The sequence below is a fragment of the Neobacillus ginsengisoli genome, from assembly GCF_030813055.1.
The window spans coordinates 261,819-280,385 of the sequence record NZ_JAUSTW010000003.1; the positions used below are offsets into that span (position 1 = coordinate 261,819).

Below are 18,567 nucleotides of genomic sequence, written 5' to 3' on the forward strand. Positions count from 1 at the left end.
GACTAAATTATTTAATCTCCGTCACTTCCAGAACATCCAAGAGGAACACGAACACCGGGATTCCGACAATGAGTCCCCAAACACCAAAAAAGTGCTCTGAAAAAATTAACACGATAAACGTATAAAACACCGGTAGGTTTGTTTTTGAAGACATTAAATTCGGGTTTAGAATATAGGCTTCAATTCCGTGAACAATCAAAACAGCGATGCCGATATAGAGCACCTTCATCATTCCGCCGATACTATAGGCAATGATACAGAGCGGAATTAACGAAAGAATTACCCCTGCAACCGGAATCAGGCCCAATAAGAATATCATAATGGACAAGCCGCCCAGCTGCGGGAAACCAAGGATCCATAAGGAAATCGTCGTTAATATACAATTGACAACAGCAATTATTAATTGGGCTTCAATTACTTTACCGAAGGTTCTTGCGAATTTTCGGGCAAAAAACTCAACTTCCTCGTAAATCGAAGCCACTTTGCTTGATTTGAATTTCTTTGTAAATTCAATCAAACGCGGTTTTTCCAATAAGAAGAATAAGCTCATCAAAATCGCCAGAAGCACTTGCAAACCAAATTTACTTATATCCGTAAAATATTTGATGATAAACGTAAAACTTTGCTCCAGATAATTGGAAATTTGAATTTTTTCGACGCGGGTAACCAAATAATTCAAAATAAAGTTATCATGCTTCTTCGTATAAAAAACGGTCAGCTGGCTGATTAGTTCCCTAATTTCTCTGGCGATAAGCGGCAAATACATGACCAGGGCGTAGGAAAGTAATCCGACGATCAGGACATAGGAAATCACAACAATCAACTTACGGTTAATGGGTATTTTCCCTTCAATAAACTTAACCAGCCGATCCATTAAAAATGTGAAAATAAACGTAAATAAAATTAAGTTAATCATGTCTTTCATTGCGTATAATACGACCGCAATGAAAATAAAAATTAAAATCCGTTTAAATCCGCTGCTTTGAATTAATTTATTTACCATACGTTATTTTCTAACCTCATTTTTTTGTTCTATTATTACAATGATAAATATTTCACAATATACTTATTATATCAAATTTTTACTTATATGTTATTTCTTAAGCCAGACTAAAGTGAAACTTTTATAACTTTCTACTAAAAATGGATCGGGGGAATTGTGCTATCAATCGCTTTGCACTCATATTGCTGTTTACTTAAATAATCCAAGAGCTTCGGCAATTGGGCAAGCGTTTCTTTCTTCTCATGCATAAGGATCACGATCGGTCCCGGTTTACCTGCCCTCTTTTGTAATTGTGCAATGACACTATCAACAAAGCGGGCATCCCTGTAATACCAATCCTTACTATCAATATTCCAATCCCACATTAAATATCCATTATCAAAGACGGCTTTCTTTTCTTCAGGTGTCAAATCAGGAACACTGCCATATGGTGTTCTGATTAAAACCGAATCTACACCAGTAATTTCTTTTAACGTATTGCGGTCCTGGTTCATTTCACCTAAAACCGAAGCCGGTGTGGCATAAAACAGTTTCGCGTTATGTGTAACCCCATGGAGTCCGACAGTTTCTCCCATTTTGACCATCAGTCTAGCAGAATCCGGATATCTTCTAATATTTCCATCGAGCATAAAGAATGTTGCTTTAAAATGATACTGCTCTAACAGCGCGATGATCTCACCTGAAAAACTTTCGGGGCCATCATCAAATGTTAAATATACAGTTTTGAGGGAAGTATTGGCCGGCTGTGTATTTTGCTCAGATTGACCTGCACCCGGTTCTGACGGTGGTTTCGTACCATCCTCGTTATTTGCGGCAGGTTTTTCCGGTGTTGTTATATTATTCGCAGGATTATTTTCCGGTAGTTTACTAGTCTCTTGATCTGTTTTTTGACGATTCTCTCTATACGCTTCATTTTGTCTCCGGCGAATCAATTCTTTTTCAACCTTAGAACCATTTGCAAGTTGTGCAGCTTTTTCGACCCCTAGATGGTATGACTGATTTGTTTTTTGTTGATTAATAGGTTTATTGCCTGCGGCTTTTGCAAATAAATAATGATTTACAACTATTCCTGCACCCAAGAATCCACCCACAAAAAAGAGAAGAAATATTCCTTTTGCCCATCCTCTTTTAAGTATCCCCATTTTCCAATCCCTCTTTGATGTTATATTTATGTTCTTTTATCCATTATAGACGATTTTTTCCATAAATTGTTTCGAATATATTAAAAATATTACAAATCTATTAAAAAACAATATTGCTAGAATGGAAATAGGGAATTAGGCACAAAAAACCGAACCAACCAATGAAGGAGGTTCGGTTTAATATGAATATTAAACAAAATTCTTTACACTATTATTTCTTCCAAACTTATACGTAGCAATTAAGAAAAATGCCAGCGCAAAGGCAATCAAAATCATAAAATTAAGATACAAGCTCCCCAAATGACTTCCCTGCTGCAATTTAGTGATCGTATCTAACGTCCAGTGCTGCGGCATAAAATCGGCGATCTTTTGAACAGCCTCGGGCATGATTTCTACGGGCCAGAAGCATCCTGCCAGTAAGCATGACGGCGTAGAGACTAAGTTTTGTAAGGCACCTGCCGAACTGGAACTGCTTGCAAACGAAACAATCATTAATGATAACCCCACTGCGACTAACGAAAACATAAATAATACAATGGCCATTTGCCAAAAAGGAACATGCATTTCAATATGAAAAATGTTTGTCATCATGAATATAGTAAATAGGATTTGTGCCAGCATGACAATCATATTAACGGCGATATTTGCTAACACATATTTTCTCGCATTAATTGGAGTGGAGAGTAAACGAAAAAAGGTTCTATTTTCTTTTTCTTTTATAATGATTTCTGCAAAATTACCTGATGACATCAGCATAATCATGATTAAAAAGCCAATCGTTTGATAGGTCATATCTTTGTTTTTAGATGTGTCCGCTAATGATTTAGCGGTAAGCTTGAAATTTGCCTGTTGATACCCTGTGTACATTTTCATAAAGGTAGTCGAATCCCCGTTGGCTGCTTTACTGATGCTGACAATATTATCGAGATAATTATACAAATACGACTTCACGAAGGTTGTTATTTGTGCCCCTTTAATCGATACAATTCGGATGTTACCCGGATTTCCATTTATAATGCTTTCTGAGAAGCCTTGATGAAGCGTAATCGCGCAATCAAGTGTACCTGAAGTAATTTTATCATTGACTTCCGATTCGTTTATTTTCATCACTTGAACATTCTTCAAGCTCTCTAAAAATTGGACCGTATCATTGGCGATCTGCTGATGATCCTCATTGATAATCCCTACCTTAAGTGTCTGCTGTCCCGAACCTCCATAGACAAGGAAGGAGATGAAGATTCCAACTAGCGGCATACCAAAATACATAATGATGTTTCGTTTCTTTCTAAAGGTAACACTTAGGATTTTTTTCATTAACCAAAAAATATCCTTCATCACAGTCCCTCCCGTCTGTTTAACGAAATAATCGCAATCCCTAAAAATAGAGCGGATATCACCAGATTTAAGCTTATTGTCGGAATCGCCGCTGTTAAGTCGTTAGCATAGATGATTTTCGTTATCGCGTTATTCATCCAGGAAAGAGGAGAAAGCTGCGTGATCACGTTCATGATGCCCTTCGGATTTTCGATTTTAAAGTAGGCGCCTCCGAAAAATGAGGATAATTGAATAACAAGCATGACAATCATCCTTGCAGCCTCCCCTGTTTTCGCCATGTAGCTTATTCCTAAACCAAAGCTTACTGCCAGAAACACTTCTGTTAATAACACAAGAAGGACGATTCCAACATGGTCACCCCAATTCGCTTTGAAGGCATAATGACTAAAACCGACAACCACCAATAAACAAAGAGCATTCATCACCAAACAGCCAAGAATTTTCCCGAGAAAAATTTCACCCTTCTTAACCGGTGCCGCTGCCAGCCTTAACGCAGTATTCCTTACTCTTTCCCCGCGAATTAACGTACTTGCATAAACCGCACCATAAAGAGCAATCATTGTCGTCATCGCCATGGCATAATAGTCCATTGAGCCAGGCTGCTTTGCCGCTTGCAACGATCTTTCCTTAATAAAATCGTGCCCGGTTCCGCTTGTCATCGCTGTACTTACTTTTGAGGTATCGACACCGGCTACGGCTGCTGCCACATTATATTTATCGGCAAAGGCTGCCAGCATACCTTGGACAATACTTTCTTCAATACTGTTACGGTCACTGCCATACAGTTTCATACCTATATCGCTAATTTCTACATAAGCCGTATAGTTATTTTCCTTCACTTCCTTTTTTCCATCGATGTTCCCGGATGCCAGTTTAAAATGGACACCTGATTTTCCTGCCTGTTTTGCGAAGGATTGAAAGTAGGAGTTTAACTCGGGCCCTGCTGTATTTTTATATAAAACATGGATATCACCAACAGAAACCTTGCTATCAAAGACGTTCGAAAATGCCGTTCCTAAAATTAACATTAAGACAATCGGAAATGCCAGCATAAAAACGAACGTTCGCACATCGCGAAAGGTTTGTTTAATTTCCTTTAAAGCTATCGTTAATGTGTTCAAAGGTTGGTCCCTCCTTTCCTTTAAAAATTAATCCCGTAAATTTCTTCCCGTAAGCGTTAAAAATACCGTTTCTAAATTTGGTTCTTTTTCTTCCAGTGAACTGATTTCGATATTATGGTTAATTAAATGCTGAACAATTTTGTTTAAATTGTTCACTTCAATATCAGAGTTGATTTTAATAAAGTTTTCTTCAAGCTGAACCGTTTTTACGCCTGTGATTTCCTTGATTAATTCTACATTAATTTTTTCAGCTGTTTTAACCTCTATCCATACATCCTTCGTGTTGGTAATGATGGCAATTAATTGCTCCTTCGTTCCTTCAGCAATCACTTTCCCATGGTCGACAATCGCGATTTTTGTACAAATTTCTTCCACTTCTTCCATGTAGTGACTTGTGTAAATAATCGTACAGCCCATCTCATTTAATTTTCGTACGGATCGCAAAATATAATTCCTTGATTGCGGATCAATTCCCACTGTCGGTTCATCCATAATAATCAGTTTGGGCCTGTGGGCAATCGCACAGGCGATATTTAATCTCCTTTTCATCCCGCCTGAAAAACTCTTTGGATATTCTTTATGTTTGTCACTAAGTCCAACAAACTGTAAGGCTTCATCCACCCGTTCCGTTAATTTTGCGCCGCGTAAACCATACAATCCGGCAAAAAAACGTACATTTTCGGCTGCCGTCAAATCCTCATAAATAGCCAAATCCTGCGGAACAATCCCGATATTCATTTTGGCAAATTTACTGTTTTTCGCAATATTTTTACCAAGAATCGTGATTTCACCGTCATTAATCCGTAATAGTCCTGCAATCATATTGATTGTCGTACTTTTCCCCGCACCATTGGCGCCTAAAAATCCGAATATTTCTCCTTCTGCAATTGATAAGGATATATTGTCAACTGCAATGAAGTCAGCAAATTTCTTCGTTAGGTTTTTCAATTCTAATACATTCATCCTTGATATCACCTCTCGCTCTTTATGTATTTAGTATAAAAAAAAGGATGATTCTGCATAAGTGCAGGAGTTCATCCTTTTCATATGAGAAACTTCATATTTTTTTATTAAACATTTCATCACTGAATCGGGAGCAGCATCGTGACCGAGAATCCCTCTGTGCCGTCCACAATAATCGTTCCATTAATAGAAGCCGTCCGTTCCTCCATGCCAACGATTCCCAGACCTTTTTTGATTTTTTGAACCCCTTTGCCATCATCCTTTATTACCACCTTGACCATGGTATTTAGCACATGTAATTCGATGGAAATAACAGTTGCTTCAGAGTATTTAAGGGCATTGGTCATTGTTTCCGTCAGGTTCTCGTGAATGATTTTCCATTGGATGGGCGTGATACGTTCAATATTCCCTTTGTAGATAAAGGGAGTATGAATAGGATGCCTGGCGGAAAAATCATCAATGAATAATTTCAGGCGGTTGATTCCCATTTGCTCTGTCGGCGGCTTCAAATTTTTCAAGGTAATTCTGATATTTTCAATTCCTACCTTAGAAATGTTGATAGCGTTTTGCAATAGTTCTTGTGCTTTATCTTTGTCCGTATTCATCAGCCGCTTTGATGCTTCCATTTGAATTAACGCCCCTGTCATCGAGTGGCCGATTTTATCATGAAAGACCTGGGCAAGACGATTTCGCTCTTCTAATTTAAACGTATATTCCGACTGTCTGATGAACTCATTGTTTTCATTGAAGCTCTTTGATAATTTCTGCATATCTTTTCTCATAAGGTCTAATTGGTTTTCTTGATAGTGAATTCGGGTGGTAAACTGTACTAGCATCGTATAGATCACAAAACTAAAAACTGCCACAAGACCGTATTGGAAAGCGATTGAGTTATCAATCCATAGGATCGGCAACAGAACCAATACAAACAAAGTTATTTTTTTATCGATATAATAAGCAGAGAATTCGCATAGGCTAAGCGGCAAAAGTAAAAGAAACAAAGTCTGTACTTCAATATAAGTAACCGCTAGTTGAACGATTGATAAAATAAGAACGATTTTTTTTCCGATATCAATTTTCACAATATAAATGGCTACATTAATACAGAGATACAACAGAAATGAAAACACAACCCAAGGGATATTGGTTATTGTGGAATGAATATAAGTTAAGGCAAGGTACACTAATAGGACAAGTTTACAAATGATAATCCAGAATTCCATCCTTCATCCCTCAGTTAGTTCACTTTTCCGGTTAAATAGTAAATCGCAATTTGCGTGCGATGATTAAGTCCTGTTTTCCCTAAAATCGAGGATATATAGTTAGCAATCGTCCCCTCCGAAATAAACAGCTGTTTCGAAATCTCCTTGTTCGAAAGCCCCTTTGCTATTAAGGACATAATATCAAGTTCTCTTTCAGTAAATAGGCTTATATCTACTTTGCTTTCAGGTTTATTTTCGCCTAAATTTGCTTTTATTTTCTCAAGGACAACCTCCTGCATCACGGTGTTGCCGTTAAATACACTTTTAATCGCATCGCGTATTTGTTCAGGATCATTATTTTTCAAAAGATACCCCTTTGCCCCATTTTTGATGGCATCCAGGATATATTCATCATCATCGAAGGTCGTTAAGATCAACGGTTTCGTCTTTGTTTGTTCCGTAATCAGCTTCGTCGCCTCAACACCGTTCATATTCGGCATCCGAACGTCCAGCAGCGCCACGTCAACCTCATGTTTTTTACAAAACGCCAACGCTTCAAGGCCATCATTAACCGTTTCCAACACTTCAAATTCTTCGTATGTATTTAAGATAATCTTCATGCCTTCACGAATAAAGGAATTATCGTCAGCAATGATTACTTTTATTTTCATTAAACTGCATCACATCCTTCAATGGTTGTGTTTGTCTTTACTGCTAGTTACTTCGTTTTAAACTATTCTTGCTCCACCTTATTTAATACCATAAAGTTTGCATTTTTCATAGAAGCTGGTTTTACTGATTTCCAGTAATTTTGCCGCCTCAAGCTTGTTTCCTTGTGTAACCCTTAGTACATTTTGAATCGATTGTTTTTCAGCTTGAGCAACTGTTTCTTTTAATGGCTGAACGGGAAAGACCGAAGGATTATTTGCCGCTTCGAATGTTAATTTTTGATGAAGCGACTGATTTTCTTCATGATCCCGGAGGTAAAGCGGCAGGTGAATCAGCTCAATTGTTTTACCATCCAAAACATTGATGGCTCGTTCTAACACATTCTCAAGCTCACGAATATTCCCCGGCCATAAATGATTCTGAAGTCTTGCGATTACATCCGCCGATAAGTTAATTTCCGTGCGATGGAATTTTCTACTTAGCTTTTTTAACAGATGCTTGCCAATGATTTGGATATCTTCTTTCCGTTTTCGAAGCGGTGGAATTTCTATTTTAATAACATTTAAACGATAATATAAATCTTGGCGGAACTCCCCTTCTTGCACCATTTTTTCTAAATCCCTGTGAGTTGCAGCGATAACCCTGACATCCACCGGTGTGGATTTTTGTCCGCCGATTCGCTGAACTTCTTTTTCCTGCAGGATTCTTAGGAGCTTACTTTGCATCGAAAGGGGCATATCCCCTATTTCATCAAGAAAAATCGTACCGAAGTTGGCATTTTGAAATTGCCCCTTTTTGCCGCCTTTTTTAGCACCTGTAAAAGCCCCCTCCTCATAACCGAATAATTCTGATTCCAATAAATGCTCCGGAATGGAGGCGCAATTAATCGGGACAAACGGGAATGCTGCTCGAGTGCTACTGGAGTGGATCGCATGGGCAAATAACTCCTTGCCGGTCCCGGATTCCCCCAATAATAACACTGAAGATTGACTTCCTGAAACTCTTTCTGCCAGTTTTTTTGAAGCCGAAAATGCTTGGCTGTTACCAATTAAATCGTTAAAGCTGTACTTACTTTTCAGCTCTTTTTCGAACCTGTTTTTGTAATATTTAAGTTCTTCTACAAGTGCTTGAATTTTTGTCTGATAATGCCACCATTCCTCGGGATTACGAAACATCACAGTTCCGACGGCACCAACCAGTTCTCCATCTACAATAAGCGGAAAACGGTTGGCAATCATGTCACTCCCATTTATCGATTGGACAGCGGCCAGATCGGCATGACCTGTTTGAGCAACGATATGCATGCGCGTGTTCTCAATGACATCCTGAACATGCTTCCCAATCGCCGATTCGGCCGTTGTTCCGATAAACTCACAATAGCCTGAATTGATATATTGAATGATTCCTTTGCGATCAACTAAAACAATCCGTTCTGCTGCTAGATTAATAATTTCTTCGAGCCAGTGGTAGGGAATATGAGCAAGTCCTTTCATCGAAATTCTCCCCTTTACGTCTTGATAACTCTATTATAACAAAAGTTTAATCGGTGGTCTGAAACTTCCAAAAATTGAAAAAGAACCCATAAAGGGTTCATATCTAATTTTATTGAACTGTATAACCTCCATCAAGAACAACTGCCTGCCCGGTGACTCCCCTTGCTTTATCACTGGCTAAAAAGACAGCGTAATCTGCAATTTCCTCAACCGAGAGCAGTCGTTTTTGCGGAACAAGCGGGAAGAGAACTTCTTCAATCACGCTGTCGAGCCCGACATTTCTCGTTGCGGCCAAATCTTTCAACTGATTTCTAACAAGGGGAGTATCCACATATCCGGGGCACAATGCATTTACGGTTATTCCATGCTCCGCCCCTTCCAATGCCGCTACTTTCGTTAAGCCTATGACACCGTGTTTTGCACTATTGTATGCTGCCTTTCCGGCAAATCCGACCAGTCCATTGATGGAGGCCATGTTAATGATTCTTCCAAATCCTTGCTTTTTCATAATTGGGAAGACGTTTTTAATCCCAATAAAAGGTGCAGTCAGCATTACATTGATTAATAACTTAAATTTTTCTGTTGGAAATTCTTCAATTGCCGATATATATTGCAGACCTGCATTGTTTACCAAAATATCTACACGGTCAAAAGTTTGATAGGCCTTTTCAATACTCCTTTTAAAGGCCTCCTCATCCGTAACATCACACGGGGCGGCTAATGCTTGAAAACCTTGCTCTGTTAACTCAGCTGCCACCTTTTCAGTTGCCACCTTATTCAAATCCGAAATGACAACCTTGGCCCCTTCCTTTCCAAAGGTTTTGGCAACTTCAAGCCCGATTCCACTTGCTGAACCTGTAATAAAGGCTGTTTTTCCTTCTAAAAGCTTTCCCATAGATGATTCACTCCCCGATACACAATAGTAGTTATTGGTGCTTTGACATAAGTTTTGGACTGACAGTAAATGAAGCCTCTGTTTTTTCTTGAACTTCCTTTATCGTCACACCCTCCTGCAATTCTATTAAAATCATTCCTTCCTCATTAAAATCAAATACGGCCATATCAGTTATTAACCTGTTGACAACGTTTTTTCCTGTCAAAGGCAGATCACATTCATGCTTTACTTTTGATTCGCCATGCTTATTCACATGCTCCATGATAACAACAACCCGTTTAGCCCCATTAACAAGGTCCATGGCACCGCCCATCCCTTTAATCATCTTGCCGGGTATCATCCAATTGGCCAGATCACCTCTTTCGGACACCTCCATGCCTCCAAGGATCGCTAAATCAATATGTCCTCCGCGAATCATCGCAAACGATTCAGCGCTATCAAAATAGGATGAACCAGGAACAGCTGTTACCGTTTCTTTTCCGGCATTGATTAAATCCGGATCAACTTCATCTTCAAAAGGATATGGACCAATCCCCAGCAATCCATTTTCCGATTGAAGCAATACACTGTAATCTGAGGGAATTTCATTCGCTATAAGTGTGGGCATTCCAATCCCTAAATTCACATTCATACCATCTTCAATTTCTAAAACTGCCCGCTTAATAATTTTTTGTCGTCCATCCATTGGAAAAATCTCCTCTCTATACTTGAGTCACTTTCCTTCGTTCGATTCGCTTTTCGTAATTTTCTCCTTTTAGAACTCTTTGTACATAGATGCTTGGAGTATGGATTTGGTCAGGATGAAGTTCACCTGCTTCCACTATTTCTTCCACCTCTGCAATCGTAATTTTTCCCGCCATCGCTGCAAGCGGATTAAAATTCCGTGCTGTTTTCTGATACACCAAATTTCCTAAGGGATCTGCTTTCCAAGCCTTTACTAATGCAAAATCTCCAACGATCCCTTTTTCAAGAATATAGGTTTTTCCATCAAACTCTTTATGTTCTTTCCCTTCGGCAATTGGTGTTCCCACACCTGTTGCCGTATAAAAACCAGGAATCCCTGCACCTCCCGCCCGGATTCGTTCGGCAAGTGTTCCTTGAGGGACAAGCTCTACCTCTAACTCTCCGCTTAAAAATTGCCGTTCAAAAATCTTGTTCTCCCCCACATAAGAGGAAATCATTTTCTTAATCTGTTTATTCGCTAATAAAAGCCCGAGTCCCCAATCATCCACACCACAGTTATTGCTGACAATGGTCAAGTCTTTTACTCCTTTTTCCCGTAAAGCGAGAATGGCCTTCTCAGGTATCCCGCAAAGACCAAACCCCCCGACAATGATGGTCGCACCGTCATAAATATCTTGAATAGTGGCCTCAAAGGACTCGGTGATTTTTCCTTTTTTCATTTTACAATCTCCTTTCTATTCATCTATCAATTAGTTAAAAAGGTTACTAGCCAATTAAGGACTAACAACCTTATAAAATACATGCTTATACAATACCAGTTAAAGAATAAAGGGCAATAATGAAGAAAACTGCAAGTGTTTTTATAATTGTTATGGCAAAAATATCACGGTATGATTGCCGATGTGTGAGTCCGGTTACAGCAAGCAATGTAATCACAGCACCATTGTGTGGAAGCGTATCCATTCCACCGGACGCCATTGCCACTACACGGTGCATTACTTCCGGTGGAATGTGGGCCGCGGCAATTGCCTGGTTGTATTTATCAGCCATTGCACTTAAGGCAATTCCCATACCGCCGGATGCTGAACCTGTAATCCCTGCTAGCGTAGAGGTCGTTACCGCACCATTTACTAGTGGGTTTGTAAAAGTATGAGAGATTCCACCACTTATCGCTGAGAAGCCTGGTAAAGCCGCGATGATTCCGCCAAAGCCATACTCAGCTCCGGTATTCATCGTAGCAAGCAGTGAACCACCGATACTGGCATTTAAACCCTCTTTAAAATTTTGAGTAACCCGTTTCCAGTCATAAGCAAAAGTGGCCACAATTCCTACGACTAAAGCCATTTCAACTGCCCAGATCGCAGCAACTGCAGCAGTATCGACTACACCAAAAGCTTTTAAGCCTATTTTTGAAAAATCAAAGCCATTTGGATACCATTTAGGAATGTATGTGACAAAAACCTTATTCATTACTCCCACAAGAACAAGAGGCACAAAAGCCAATAGTTGGCGGGCTACAGATTGTTCAACTGAGAAGTTTGCAACAGGCTCTCCATTATTATTAAGATTTGCCTCTTCAACAGCTGCAGCATTTTCTGTACCGAAGCCAAAATAGCCTTCACCTTCTTTTGCTGCCTTTCTCCTTCTAGATTCCAAGTATAGTAGGCCAACAACAAAAATAAATAAGCCGCCGATGATCCCCAATACCGGTGCCGCATAAATATTGGTTTTAAAGAAAGCAATCGGTATAACGTTTTGAATTTGCGGAGTACCCGGAAGGGCATCCATTGTAAAAGAAAATGCACCTAATGCAATGGTTCCTGGAATCAAGCGTTTTGGAATATTCGCTTCCCTGAACAAATGCGCTGCAAATGGAAATACCGCGAAAACCACAACGAACAAGCTCACACCGCTGTAGGTTAAGATGGCGCCTAACAGGACGATTGTCAGAATTGCTCGTTTAGCTCCAATTACTTTAACAATTGTTTTAGCAATCGATTCTGCAAGGCCGGACATTTCAACAACCTTACCGAAAATAGCACCTAATAAAAAGACAGGAAAATAATTTTTAATAAATCCGACCATCTTTTCCATAAAGACACCTGAAAAGAACGGCAAAACATAGCTTGGCTCTGTCAATAAAACAGCAAAAAGGGCACAGATTGGAGCAAATAAAATAACAGAAAAGCCGCGATAGGCAACAAACATTAATAACCCTAGTGCCAAAAGGATGATAATTAAATCCATATAAATCCCCCTTGTTCAATTATTACTTCGATACAAAAAGAAAGCGATTACAAAATTATATTTACACCTCCTTTATTAAAATTCCCCTTACATAATTGTAGGTTGCAAGTTCCATACCAAAGTAACTTGATATTCCAAATTATTAGAAAATGATGAATAAAAACCAACTTTGGGTGTGTTTAAAGAAACGAAATGGCTTTAATTCAGATAAGTGTTTTCCGTTTTTTCGGAAATTTCACAATGTATATATTCCGAAAAACAGGAAAATTCCGCTTTTAAGGAATTCGTTTAAATATAACCATCATTGTAAAGCGCTTTGCACCCCGATAAATCATCTATCGAGGTGCGGCAGCGTTTTTTAATTTGTGAAATTGTTCACCTTTTGTACATTTCATTTGAGAGTATTTGGCAATATGATGAAAGTATAGATTATCTTTGAAAGTGAGTTAGGCCAATGAGTAAAGAGATAAGATTACAAGTTATTACAAAACTAATCTCTGAAAACGAGATTAAAACACAAGAAGAGCTAAGTCAAATGCTTTCAAATAATGGGCTGCATGTAACACAGGCAACAATCTCAAGAGACATCCGGGCATTAAAACTCATAAAAGTACCGTCAAAGGATGGCTGTCTCAAGTATAGCTTTGAAATGGAAAATAGCTTTATCATTTTGGAAAAACTGGAGCACAAGGTCAAGGATGCACTGGTTAGTTTGGAAGTCATCAACTACTTCGTGATGATGAAAACACTGCCCGGACATGCCCATTCATTTGGCGCGCTGCTGGATTCTTTGGAGCTTGAAGGCAAGGCAGGAACCATTTGCGGGAATGACACCTGCTTAATCATTTGCCGATCCCATCAAGCGGCACTCAGTATCAAACAACAAATTGAAAACTATCAAAGATAGATGATTATAACTCTTTGTAAGGGAGAGATCATATGCTTCATTCCAATGTAGTTAAAATGGATGTGATTTCAGATTTAAACCAGTTTGATATTTTTTCTTGCCTTCCAATAAAAACAGTGCAAAAATATCTTCCTTTTATTTATTATCGCACCTACAAGAAAAACCAACGGCTCTTTATGGAAGGAGACCCAAGAGATAAAATCTTCTTTTTGCTAGACGGGTATGTGATGTATGAGAGCGGCAGCGAAGAAGGCAGTATGCTCTACCTGGACTTTGTTAAAAATAATCAAATGTTTCCCTATGGGGGCCTATTTACCGATGATGTATACCACAATACGGCCATCGCCGTGACAGATATCCATGTTTATTTCATCCAAACTCACGTGCTGGAGGATTTGCTGAAAACAAATTCTAAGTCCTTAATGTATGTGATCTCAAAGCTTTCCGATATTCTCAGCCTCCATCAAAAACGCGTACAAAAAATCCTTATCCCTTGTGCCCAGGAACGAGTTTTACATTCCCTGCAATTTTTGATGGATGATCTTGGTGAACAGGACGGCGACGATATTACCATCCCATGTCCACTTACCGCCTCCAATATCTCAAAACTATCCGGGACAACGCGGGAAACCGTCAGTTTAATCATGAACCAATTAAAACGGGAACAGGTTATCTCTGTAACCTCCAAAATCATCAAAATTCACAAACCGGATTATTTTAAAGAAATTGGTTAATAAAATTACATAAAACCATTCTGCAAAAAGACCGTTGATAGATTCATATCAATGGTCTTTTTATGACGCTTACTATCGGAATTTTCACAATTATAGAACTTTATAACCCTATTTTTAAATCTATTCAATGATTATTCACATGGTCCTGAAACGAAGTCTCGAATTAAATAAAAAAACTCAATAAATATACATGAACCCTTATGTAACGGACAAAAAAACGTAATGATTTTAACATTTTGTTTGTTATGGACATTACAAAATGAACCGCTTACATGGCGTAAGATAAGGGTGTAGCAAGGAGATACAAAAAAAGGAGGAAGAGAGATGAGCAGTATAACAGAGATCGTTTCGACGCCCGAGATCCAAAAAAACAGAATGCATCCGATCAATGTTACATCGGAAATTGGTACGTTAAAAACCGTTCTACTCAAACGCCCTGGGAAAGAAGTAGAAAATCTCGTACCGGAGTATCTTCAAAGACTATTATTTGATGATATCCCGTATTTACCGGTTATACAGCGGGAGCATGATTATTTTGCCGAGACATTAAAAAATAGAGGCATAGAAGTTTTATACCTAGAAAAATTGGTTGTTGAAACATTAAGTAATCAAGAATTACGAAAACAATTTATCGATGATATTTTACGAGAAAGCCAAGCAAATGTTAATGGAGCAGCGAAAGTATTGAAGGAATACCTCCTTTCCTTCCCTACTTCAGCAATGGTTGAAAAAATAATGAGCGGTGTACTTAAAAGAGAAATTGAAAAGAGTAAAAAAACACACCTTTACGAGTTTATGGAAGATCATTATCCATTTTATTTAGATCCAATGCCAAACCTCTATTTTACCCGTGACCCGGCTGCAAGTATTGGAAACGGGATCTCGATTAATAAAATGCGGGAACCCGCACGGCAGCGGGAGTCCTTATTTATGGAATATATCATAAACTATCACCCTCGCTTTGCTGGACACGATGTTCCTGTCTGGCTGGACCGAAGCTTTTCCTTCTCGATTGAAGGGGGAGATGAACTGATTCTTAGTAAGGAAGTCGTGGCCATCGGCGTTTCCGAACGTACCTCTGCTAAAGCAATCGAAAGGCTGGCCCTTAATTTATTTAAAAGACAGGATTCGACTAAGAAAGTGGTTGCCGTCGAGATACCTAAATGCCGTGCCTTTATGCACCTTGATACGGTATTTACGATGGTCGATCATGATAAATTTACGATTCATCCGGCTATTCAAGGTCCACAGGGCAATATGAATGTCTATATTTTGGAAAAAAGTCCTGAAGCGGAAATTGCCACAATCTCACATCGGTCTAATCTGCAGGAAGCATTAAAAGAAGTATTAGGCCTAAGTGAACTAGTGTTAATACCTTGTGGAGGCGGCGATGAAATAGCCTCTTCGCGTGAACAATGGAATGATGGTTCCAATACCTTAGCGATTGCCCCGGGAGTAGTCGTTACGTATGATCGAAACTATATTTCTAATGATTTACTGCGCCAGCATGGAATGGAAGTGATTGAGATTACCAGCTCGGAATTATCCCGCGGCCGTGGGGGTCCACGTTGCATGAGCATGCCAATCGTTCGTGAAGACATCATTAACTAATTTTACATAAAGGAGAGAGATTACGATGTTAACAACCATTTCAAAATTTAATGGAAGAAGCTTTTTAGCAGAAAAGGATTTTTCAAAAGAAGAATTTATGTATCTGATCGATTTAGCCTTTCAATTAAAGGATGAAAAAAAACACGGTATTCCTCACCGCTATCTTGAAGGAAAAAACATTGCCCTGCTTTTTGAAAAACCTTCAACACGCACTCGCTGTGCTTTTACTGTCGCCTGTACTGATTTAGGAGCACATCCTGAATATTTAGGTAAGGATGACATCCAGCTGGGGAAAAAGGAATCGATTGAAGACACAGCCAAAGTTTTAGGCCGGATGTTTGACGGAATCGAATTCCGCGGCTTTGAGCATAAAAAAGTGGAAATGCTGGCTGAACATTCGGGCGTACCCGTTTGGAATGGTTTGACCGATTTATGGCATCCAACCCAAACACTCGCTGACTTTTTAACCGTAAAGGAAAACTTTGGCCGCCTTGAAGGAATTACATTCGTATATGTCGGGGATGGGCGGAACAATGTCGCCAACAGCCTGCTGGTAGGCGGTGCCCTTGTCGGTATGGACGTTCGCATCTGTTCACCGGAATCCTTATTCCCTGCAGCAGAAATCGTTGAACTGGCTCAGGAATTAGCAAAACAATCAGGTGGGCGCGTGACAATCACAAGCAATGTAGATGAAGGGGTTGCCGGAGCAGACGTCATCTACACAGATGTATGGGTTTCCATGGGGGAAGAAGACAAGTTTGAGGAAAGAATTGAGCTACTTTCTCCCTATCATGTCAAAATGGAGATGCTTGAAAAAACAGGTAATGAAAATGTCATTTTCCTCCATTGCCTCCCTGCTTTCCATGACCGGGAAACTAGCTATGGAAAAGACATTTATACAAAACATGGTCTTGCAGAAATGGAAGTAACGGATGAGGTATTCCGCAGCAAGCATTCCAAGGTATTTGATCAGGCTGAAAACAGAATGCACACCATCAAAGCGGTTATGGCGGCTACACTGGGTAATCTTGTATAAAAATCACACAGGAGAAGGGATTTATTCTCCCTTCTCCGTTTATTTCTTACCAATCAAAAATGAAGGAGTGGAATCAAAATGGCTAATGGAAAGAAGCTGGGACAGTTTTCATTAATCGCCATCGTAGTTGGCTCGATGATCGGAGGCGGCGCATTTAACCTTGCAACCGATATGGCCGGCGGTGCTTCAGCAGGGGCAATCATCATTGGTTGGGTGATTACCGGTATTGGAATGATTGCCCTGGGACTTTGTTTTCAAAATCTAACAGATAAACGTCCGGACCTTGACGGGGGAATCTTCAGTTATGCATCAGAAGGTTTTGGGAAATTCATGGGCTTTAACAGTGCATGGGGCTACTGGTTCTCAGCCTGGCTCGGAAATGTAGCCTACGCCACCTTATTATTTTCATCGATCGGCTATTTCCTCCCTGTATTTAAAGGCGGACAAAATGTTGCCTCTATCATCGGGGCAAGCCTTCTTCTATGGCTGGTGCATTCCTTAATCCTGCGTGGCGTCCAGTCGGCGGCATTAGTAAATCTGATTACCACCATAGCAAAATTAGTACCGGTGTTCTTATTTTTAATCATCGCCATTTTTGCCTTTCATTTTAAAACATTTACTGCAGGTTTTTGGGGAACAAATAGTGCTTTCCACTTTAGTGATGTGATGGGGCAGGTAAAAAGTACGATGCTTGTTACGCTATGGGTATTTATCGGCATCGAAGGCGCAGTAGTTTTATCAAGTCGTGCACAAAATAAAAAAGATGTTGGGAAAGCAACGATAATCGGACTACTTGGAACGCTAGTTATTTATATCCTTATTTCAATAATGAGTTTGGGTGTGATGAGCAGATCGCAAGTGGCGCATTTAGATCACCCTTCTATGGCATTTGTTTTTGAAAGTATTGTTGGTAAATGGGGAGCAACGGTTATCAATATTGGCTTAATTATCTCGGTTCTCGGAGCCTGGTTAGGATGGACATTGCTGGCATCGGAAATTCCATTTCTGGCGGCCAAAAGCAAGCTGTTTCCAAAATGGTTTGCCAAAGAAAACAAAAATGGTGCTCCAATCAATTCCTTATGGATCACGAACGGATTCATCCAACTATTCCTATTGACCTTCTTATTCACTGATAAGGCCTATAACTTTGCCTTTTCGTTAGCCTCATCAGCGATTTTAATCCCTTATGCATTTTCTGCCTTTTATCAGCTTAAATACTCACTGGCAACCAAACAATCAGATCGAACGAAAAATATTATGATCGGTGTAGTAGCCAGCATTTATAGTATCTGGATGATTTATGCAGCCGGAGTCAGTTATCTATTATTAACGATGATCTTATATGTTCCCGGAGTCTTGGTGTTTAGAAGCGTTCAAAAAGAAGCCAAATTACAATCTATCTTTACGAAAGGCGAGCTGGCAACAGCAATTGTTTTTGCATTATTTGCAGTTCTTGCCATTTATGAATTAGTAAATGGAACTTTGAGTATTTGATTTTATAATTGGAAATTCAACAATATTGGAG

At 39.4% G+C, this 18,567-nt stretch carries 17 protein-coding genes; 5 read left to right on the forward strand and 12 right to left on the reverse strand.

Features of this window, described 5'->3' with window-relative positions; genetic code table 11:
• Nucleotides 1-7 precede the first annotated feature (7 nt).
• From J2S10_RS10420 to J2S10_RS10475, 12 genes are all read right to left on the reverse strand, one after another.
• Nucleotides 8-1,003 (reverse strand): AI-2E family transporter, encoded by a 996-nt coding sequence (locus J2S10_RS10420; protein ID WP_307407344.1) that lies wholly within the window; start codon nt 1,001-1,003, stop codon nt 8-10.
• Nucleotides 1,004-1,137: 134 nt separating this feature from the next.
• Entirely contained in the window at nt 1,138-2,145 is a 1,008-nt protein-coding gene (locus tag J2S10_RS10425; RefSeq protein ID WP_307407346.1) for a polysaccharide deacetylase family protein, read from the reverse strand.
• Between the two features lie 189 nt (nt 2,146-2,334).
• Nucleotides 2,335-3,480: an ABC transporter permease gene (locus tag J2S10_RS10430; protein ID WP_307407348.1), complete on the reverse strand. Its 1,146-nt coding sequence runs from the start codon at nt 3,478-3,480 to the stop codon at nt 2,335-2,337.
• The gene (locus J2S10_RS10435) at nt 3,480-4,601 is read right to left on the reverse strand and encodes an ABC transporter permease (protein ID WP_307407350.1); all 1,122 of its coding nucleotides are present in this window, start codon (nt 4,599-4,601) and stop codon (nt 3,480-3,482) included. The genes J2S10_RS10430 and J2S10_RS10435 overlap by 1 nt, the downstream gene beginning before the upstream one ends.
• Nucleotides 4,602-4,628: 27 nt before the next feature.
• Nucleotides 4,629-5,564 carry an ABC transporter ATP-binding protein gene (locus tag J2S10_RS10440; protein WP_307407352.1) on the reverse strand — a complete coding sequence of 312 codons (936 nt, stop codon included), beginning with the start codon at nt 5,562-5,564 and terminating at the stop codon, nt 4,629-4,631.
• Nucleotides 5,565-5,683: 119 nt separating this feature from the next.
• Nucleotides 5,684-6,787, reverse strand: coding sequence for a sensor histidine kinase (locus J2S10_RS10445; RefSeq protein ID WP_307407354.1), 1,104 nt, complete (start codon nt 6,785-6,787; stop codon nt 5,684-5,686).
• 14 nt (nt 6,788-6,801) lie between these two features.
• Nucleotides 6,802-7,437, reverse strand: coding sequence for a response regulator (locus tag J2S10_RS10450; protein ID WP_307407356.1), 636 nt, complete (start codon nt 7,435-7,437; stop codon nt 6,802-6,804).
• Nucleotides 7,438-7,515: 78 nt separating this feature from the next.
• Complete coding sequence (locus J2S10_RS10455; RefSeq protein ID WP_307407358.1) at nt 7,516-8,928, reverse strand: sigma-54 interaction domain-containing protein; 1,413 nt, start codon at nt 8,926-8,928, stop codon at nt 7,516-7,518.
• Between the two features lie 109 nt (nt 8,929-9,037).
• Nucleotides 9,038-9,823 (reverse strand): 3-hydroxybutyrate dehydrogenase, encoded by a 786-nt coding sequence (locus J2S10_RS10460; RefSeq protein WP_307407360.1) that lies wholly within the window; start codon nt 9,821-9,823, stop codon nt 9,038-9,040.
• A 31-nt stretch (nt 9,824-9,854) separates the two neighbouring features.
• A complete protein-coding gene (locus tag J2S10_RS10465; protein WP_307407362.1) occupies nt 9,855-10,508 on the reverse strand; it encodes a 3-oxoacid CoA-transferase subunit B in 654 nt (217 codons plus the stop codon).
• 16 nt (nt 10,509-10,524) lie between these two features.
• A complete protein-coding gene (locus J2S10_RS10470) occupies nt 10,525-11,226 on the reverse strand; it encodes a CoA transferase subunit A (RefSeq protein WP_307407364.1) in 702 nt (233 codons plus the stop codon).
• 85 nt (nt 11,227-11,311) lie between these two features.
• A complete protein-coding gene (locus J2S10_RS10475; protein ID WP_307407366.1) occupies nt 11,312-12,754 on the reverse strand; it encodes a GntP family permease in 1,443 nt (480 codons plus the stop codon).
• Nucleotides 12,755-13,208: 454 nt separating this feature from the next.
• Between J2S10_RS10475 and J2S10_RS10480 the strand changes: the two genes are divergently transcribed.
• The 5 genes from J2S10_RS10480 to arcD all read left to right on the forward strand — a co-directional run bounded on the left by J2S10_RS10480 (nt 13,209) and on the right by arcD (nt 18,536).
• Nucleotides 13,209-13,661, forward strand: coding sequence for an arginine repressor (locus tag J2S10_RS10480; protein ID WP_307407368.1), 453 nt, complete (start codon nt 13,209-13,211; stop codon nt 13,659-13,661).
• A 32-nt stretch (nt 13,662-13,693) separates the two neighbouring features.
• Nucleotides 13,694-14,395, forward strand: coding sequence for a Crp/Fnr family transcriptional regulator (locus tag J2S10_RS10485; RefSeq protein WP_307407370.1), 702 nt, complete (start codon nt 13,694-13,696; stop codon nt 14,393-14,395).
• 375 nt (nt 14,396-14,770) lie between these two features.
• Complete coding sequence (gene arcA / locus J2S10_RS10490; RefSeq protein ID WP_307408117.1) at nt 14,771-16,006, forward strand: arginine deiminase; 1,236 nt, start codon at nt 14,771-14,773, stop codon at nt 16,004-16,006.
• 25 nt (nt 16,007-16,031) lie between these two features.
• A complete protein-coding gene (gene argF, locus J2S10_RS10495; RefSeq protein ID WP_307407372.1) occupies nt 16,032-17,042 on the forward strand; it encodes an ornithine carbamoyltransferase in 1,011 nt (336 codons plus the stop codon).
• Between the two features lie 78 nt (nt 17,043-17,120).
• Complete coding sequence (gene arcD / locus J2S10_RS10500; protein WP_307407374.1) at nt 17,121-18,536, forward strand: arginine-ornithine antiporter; 1,416 nt, start codon at nt 17,121-17,123, stop codon at nt 18,534-18,536.
• Nucleotides 18,537-18,567 lie beyond the last annotated feature (31 nt).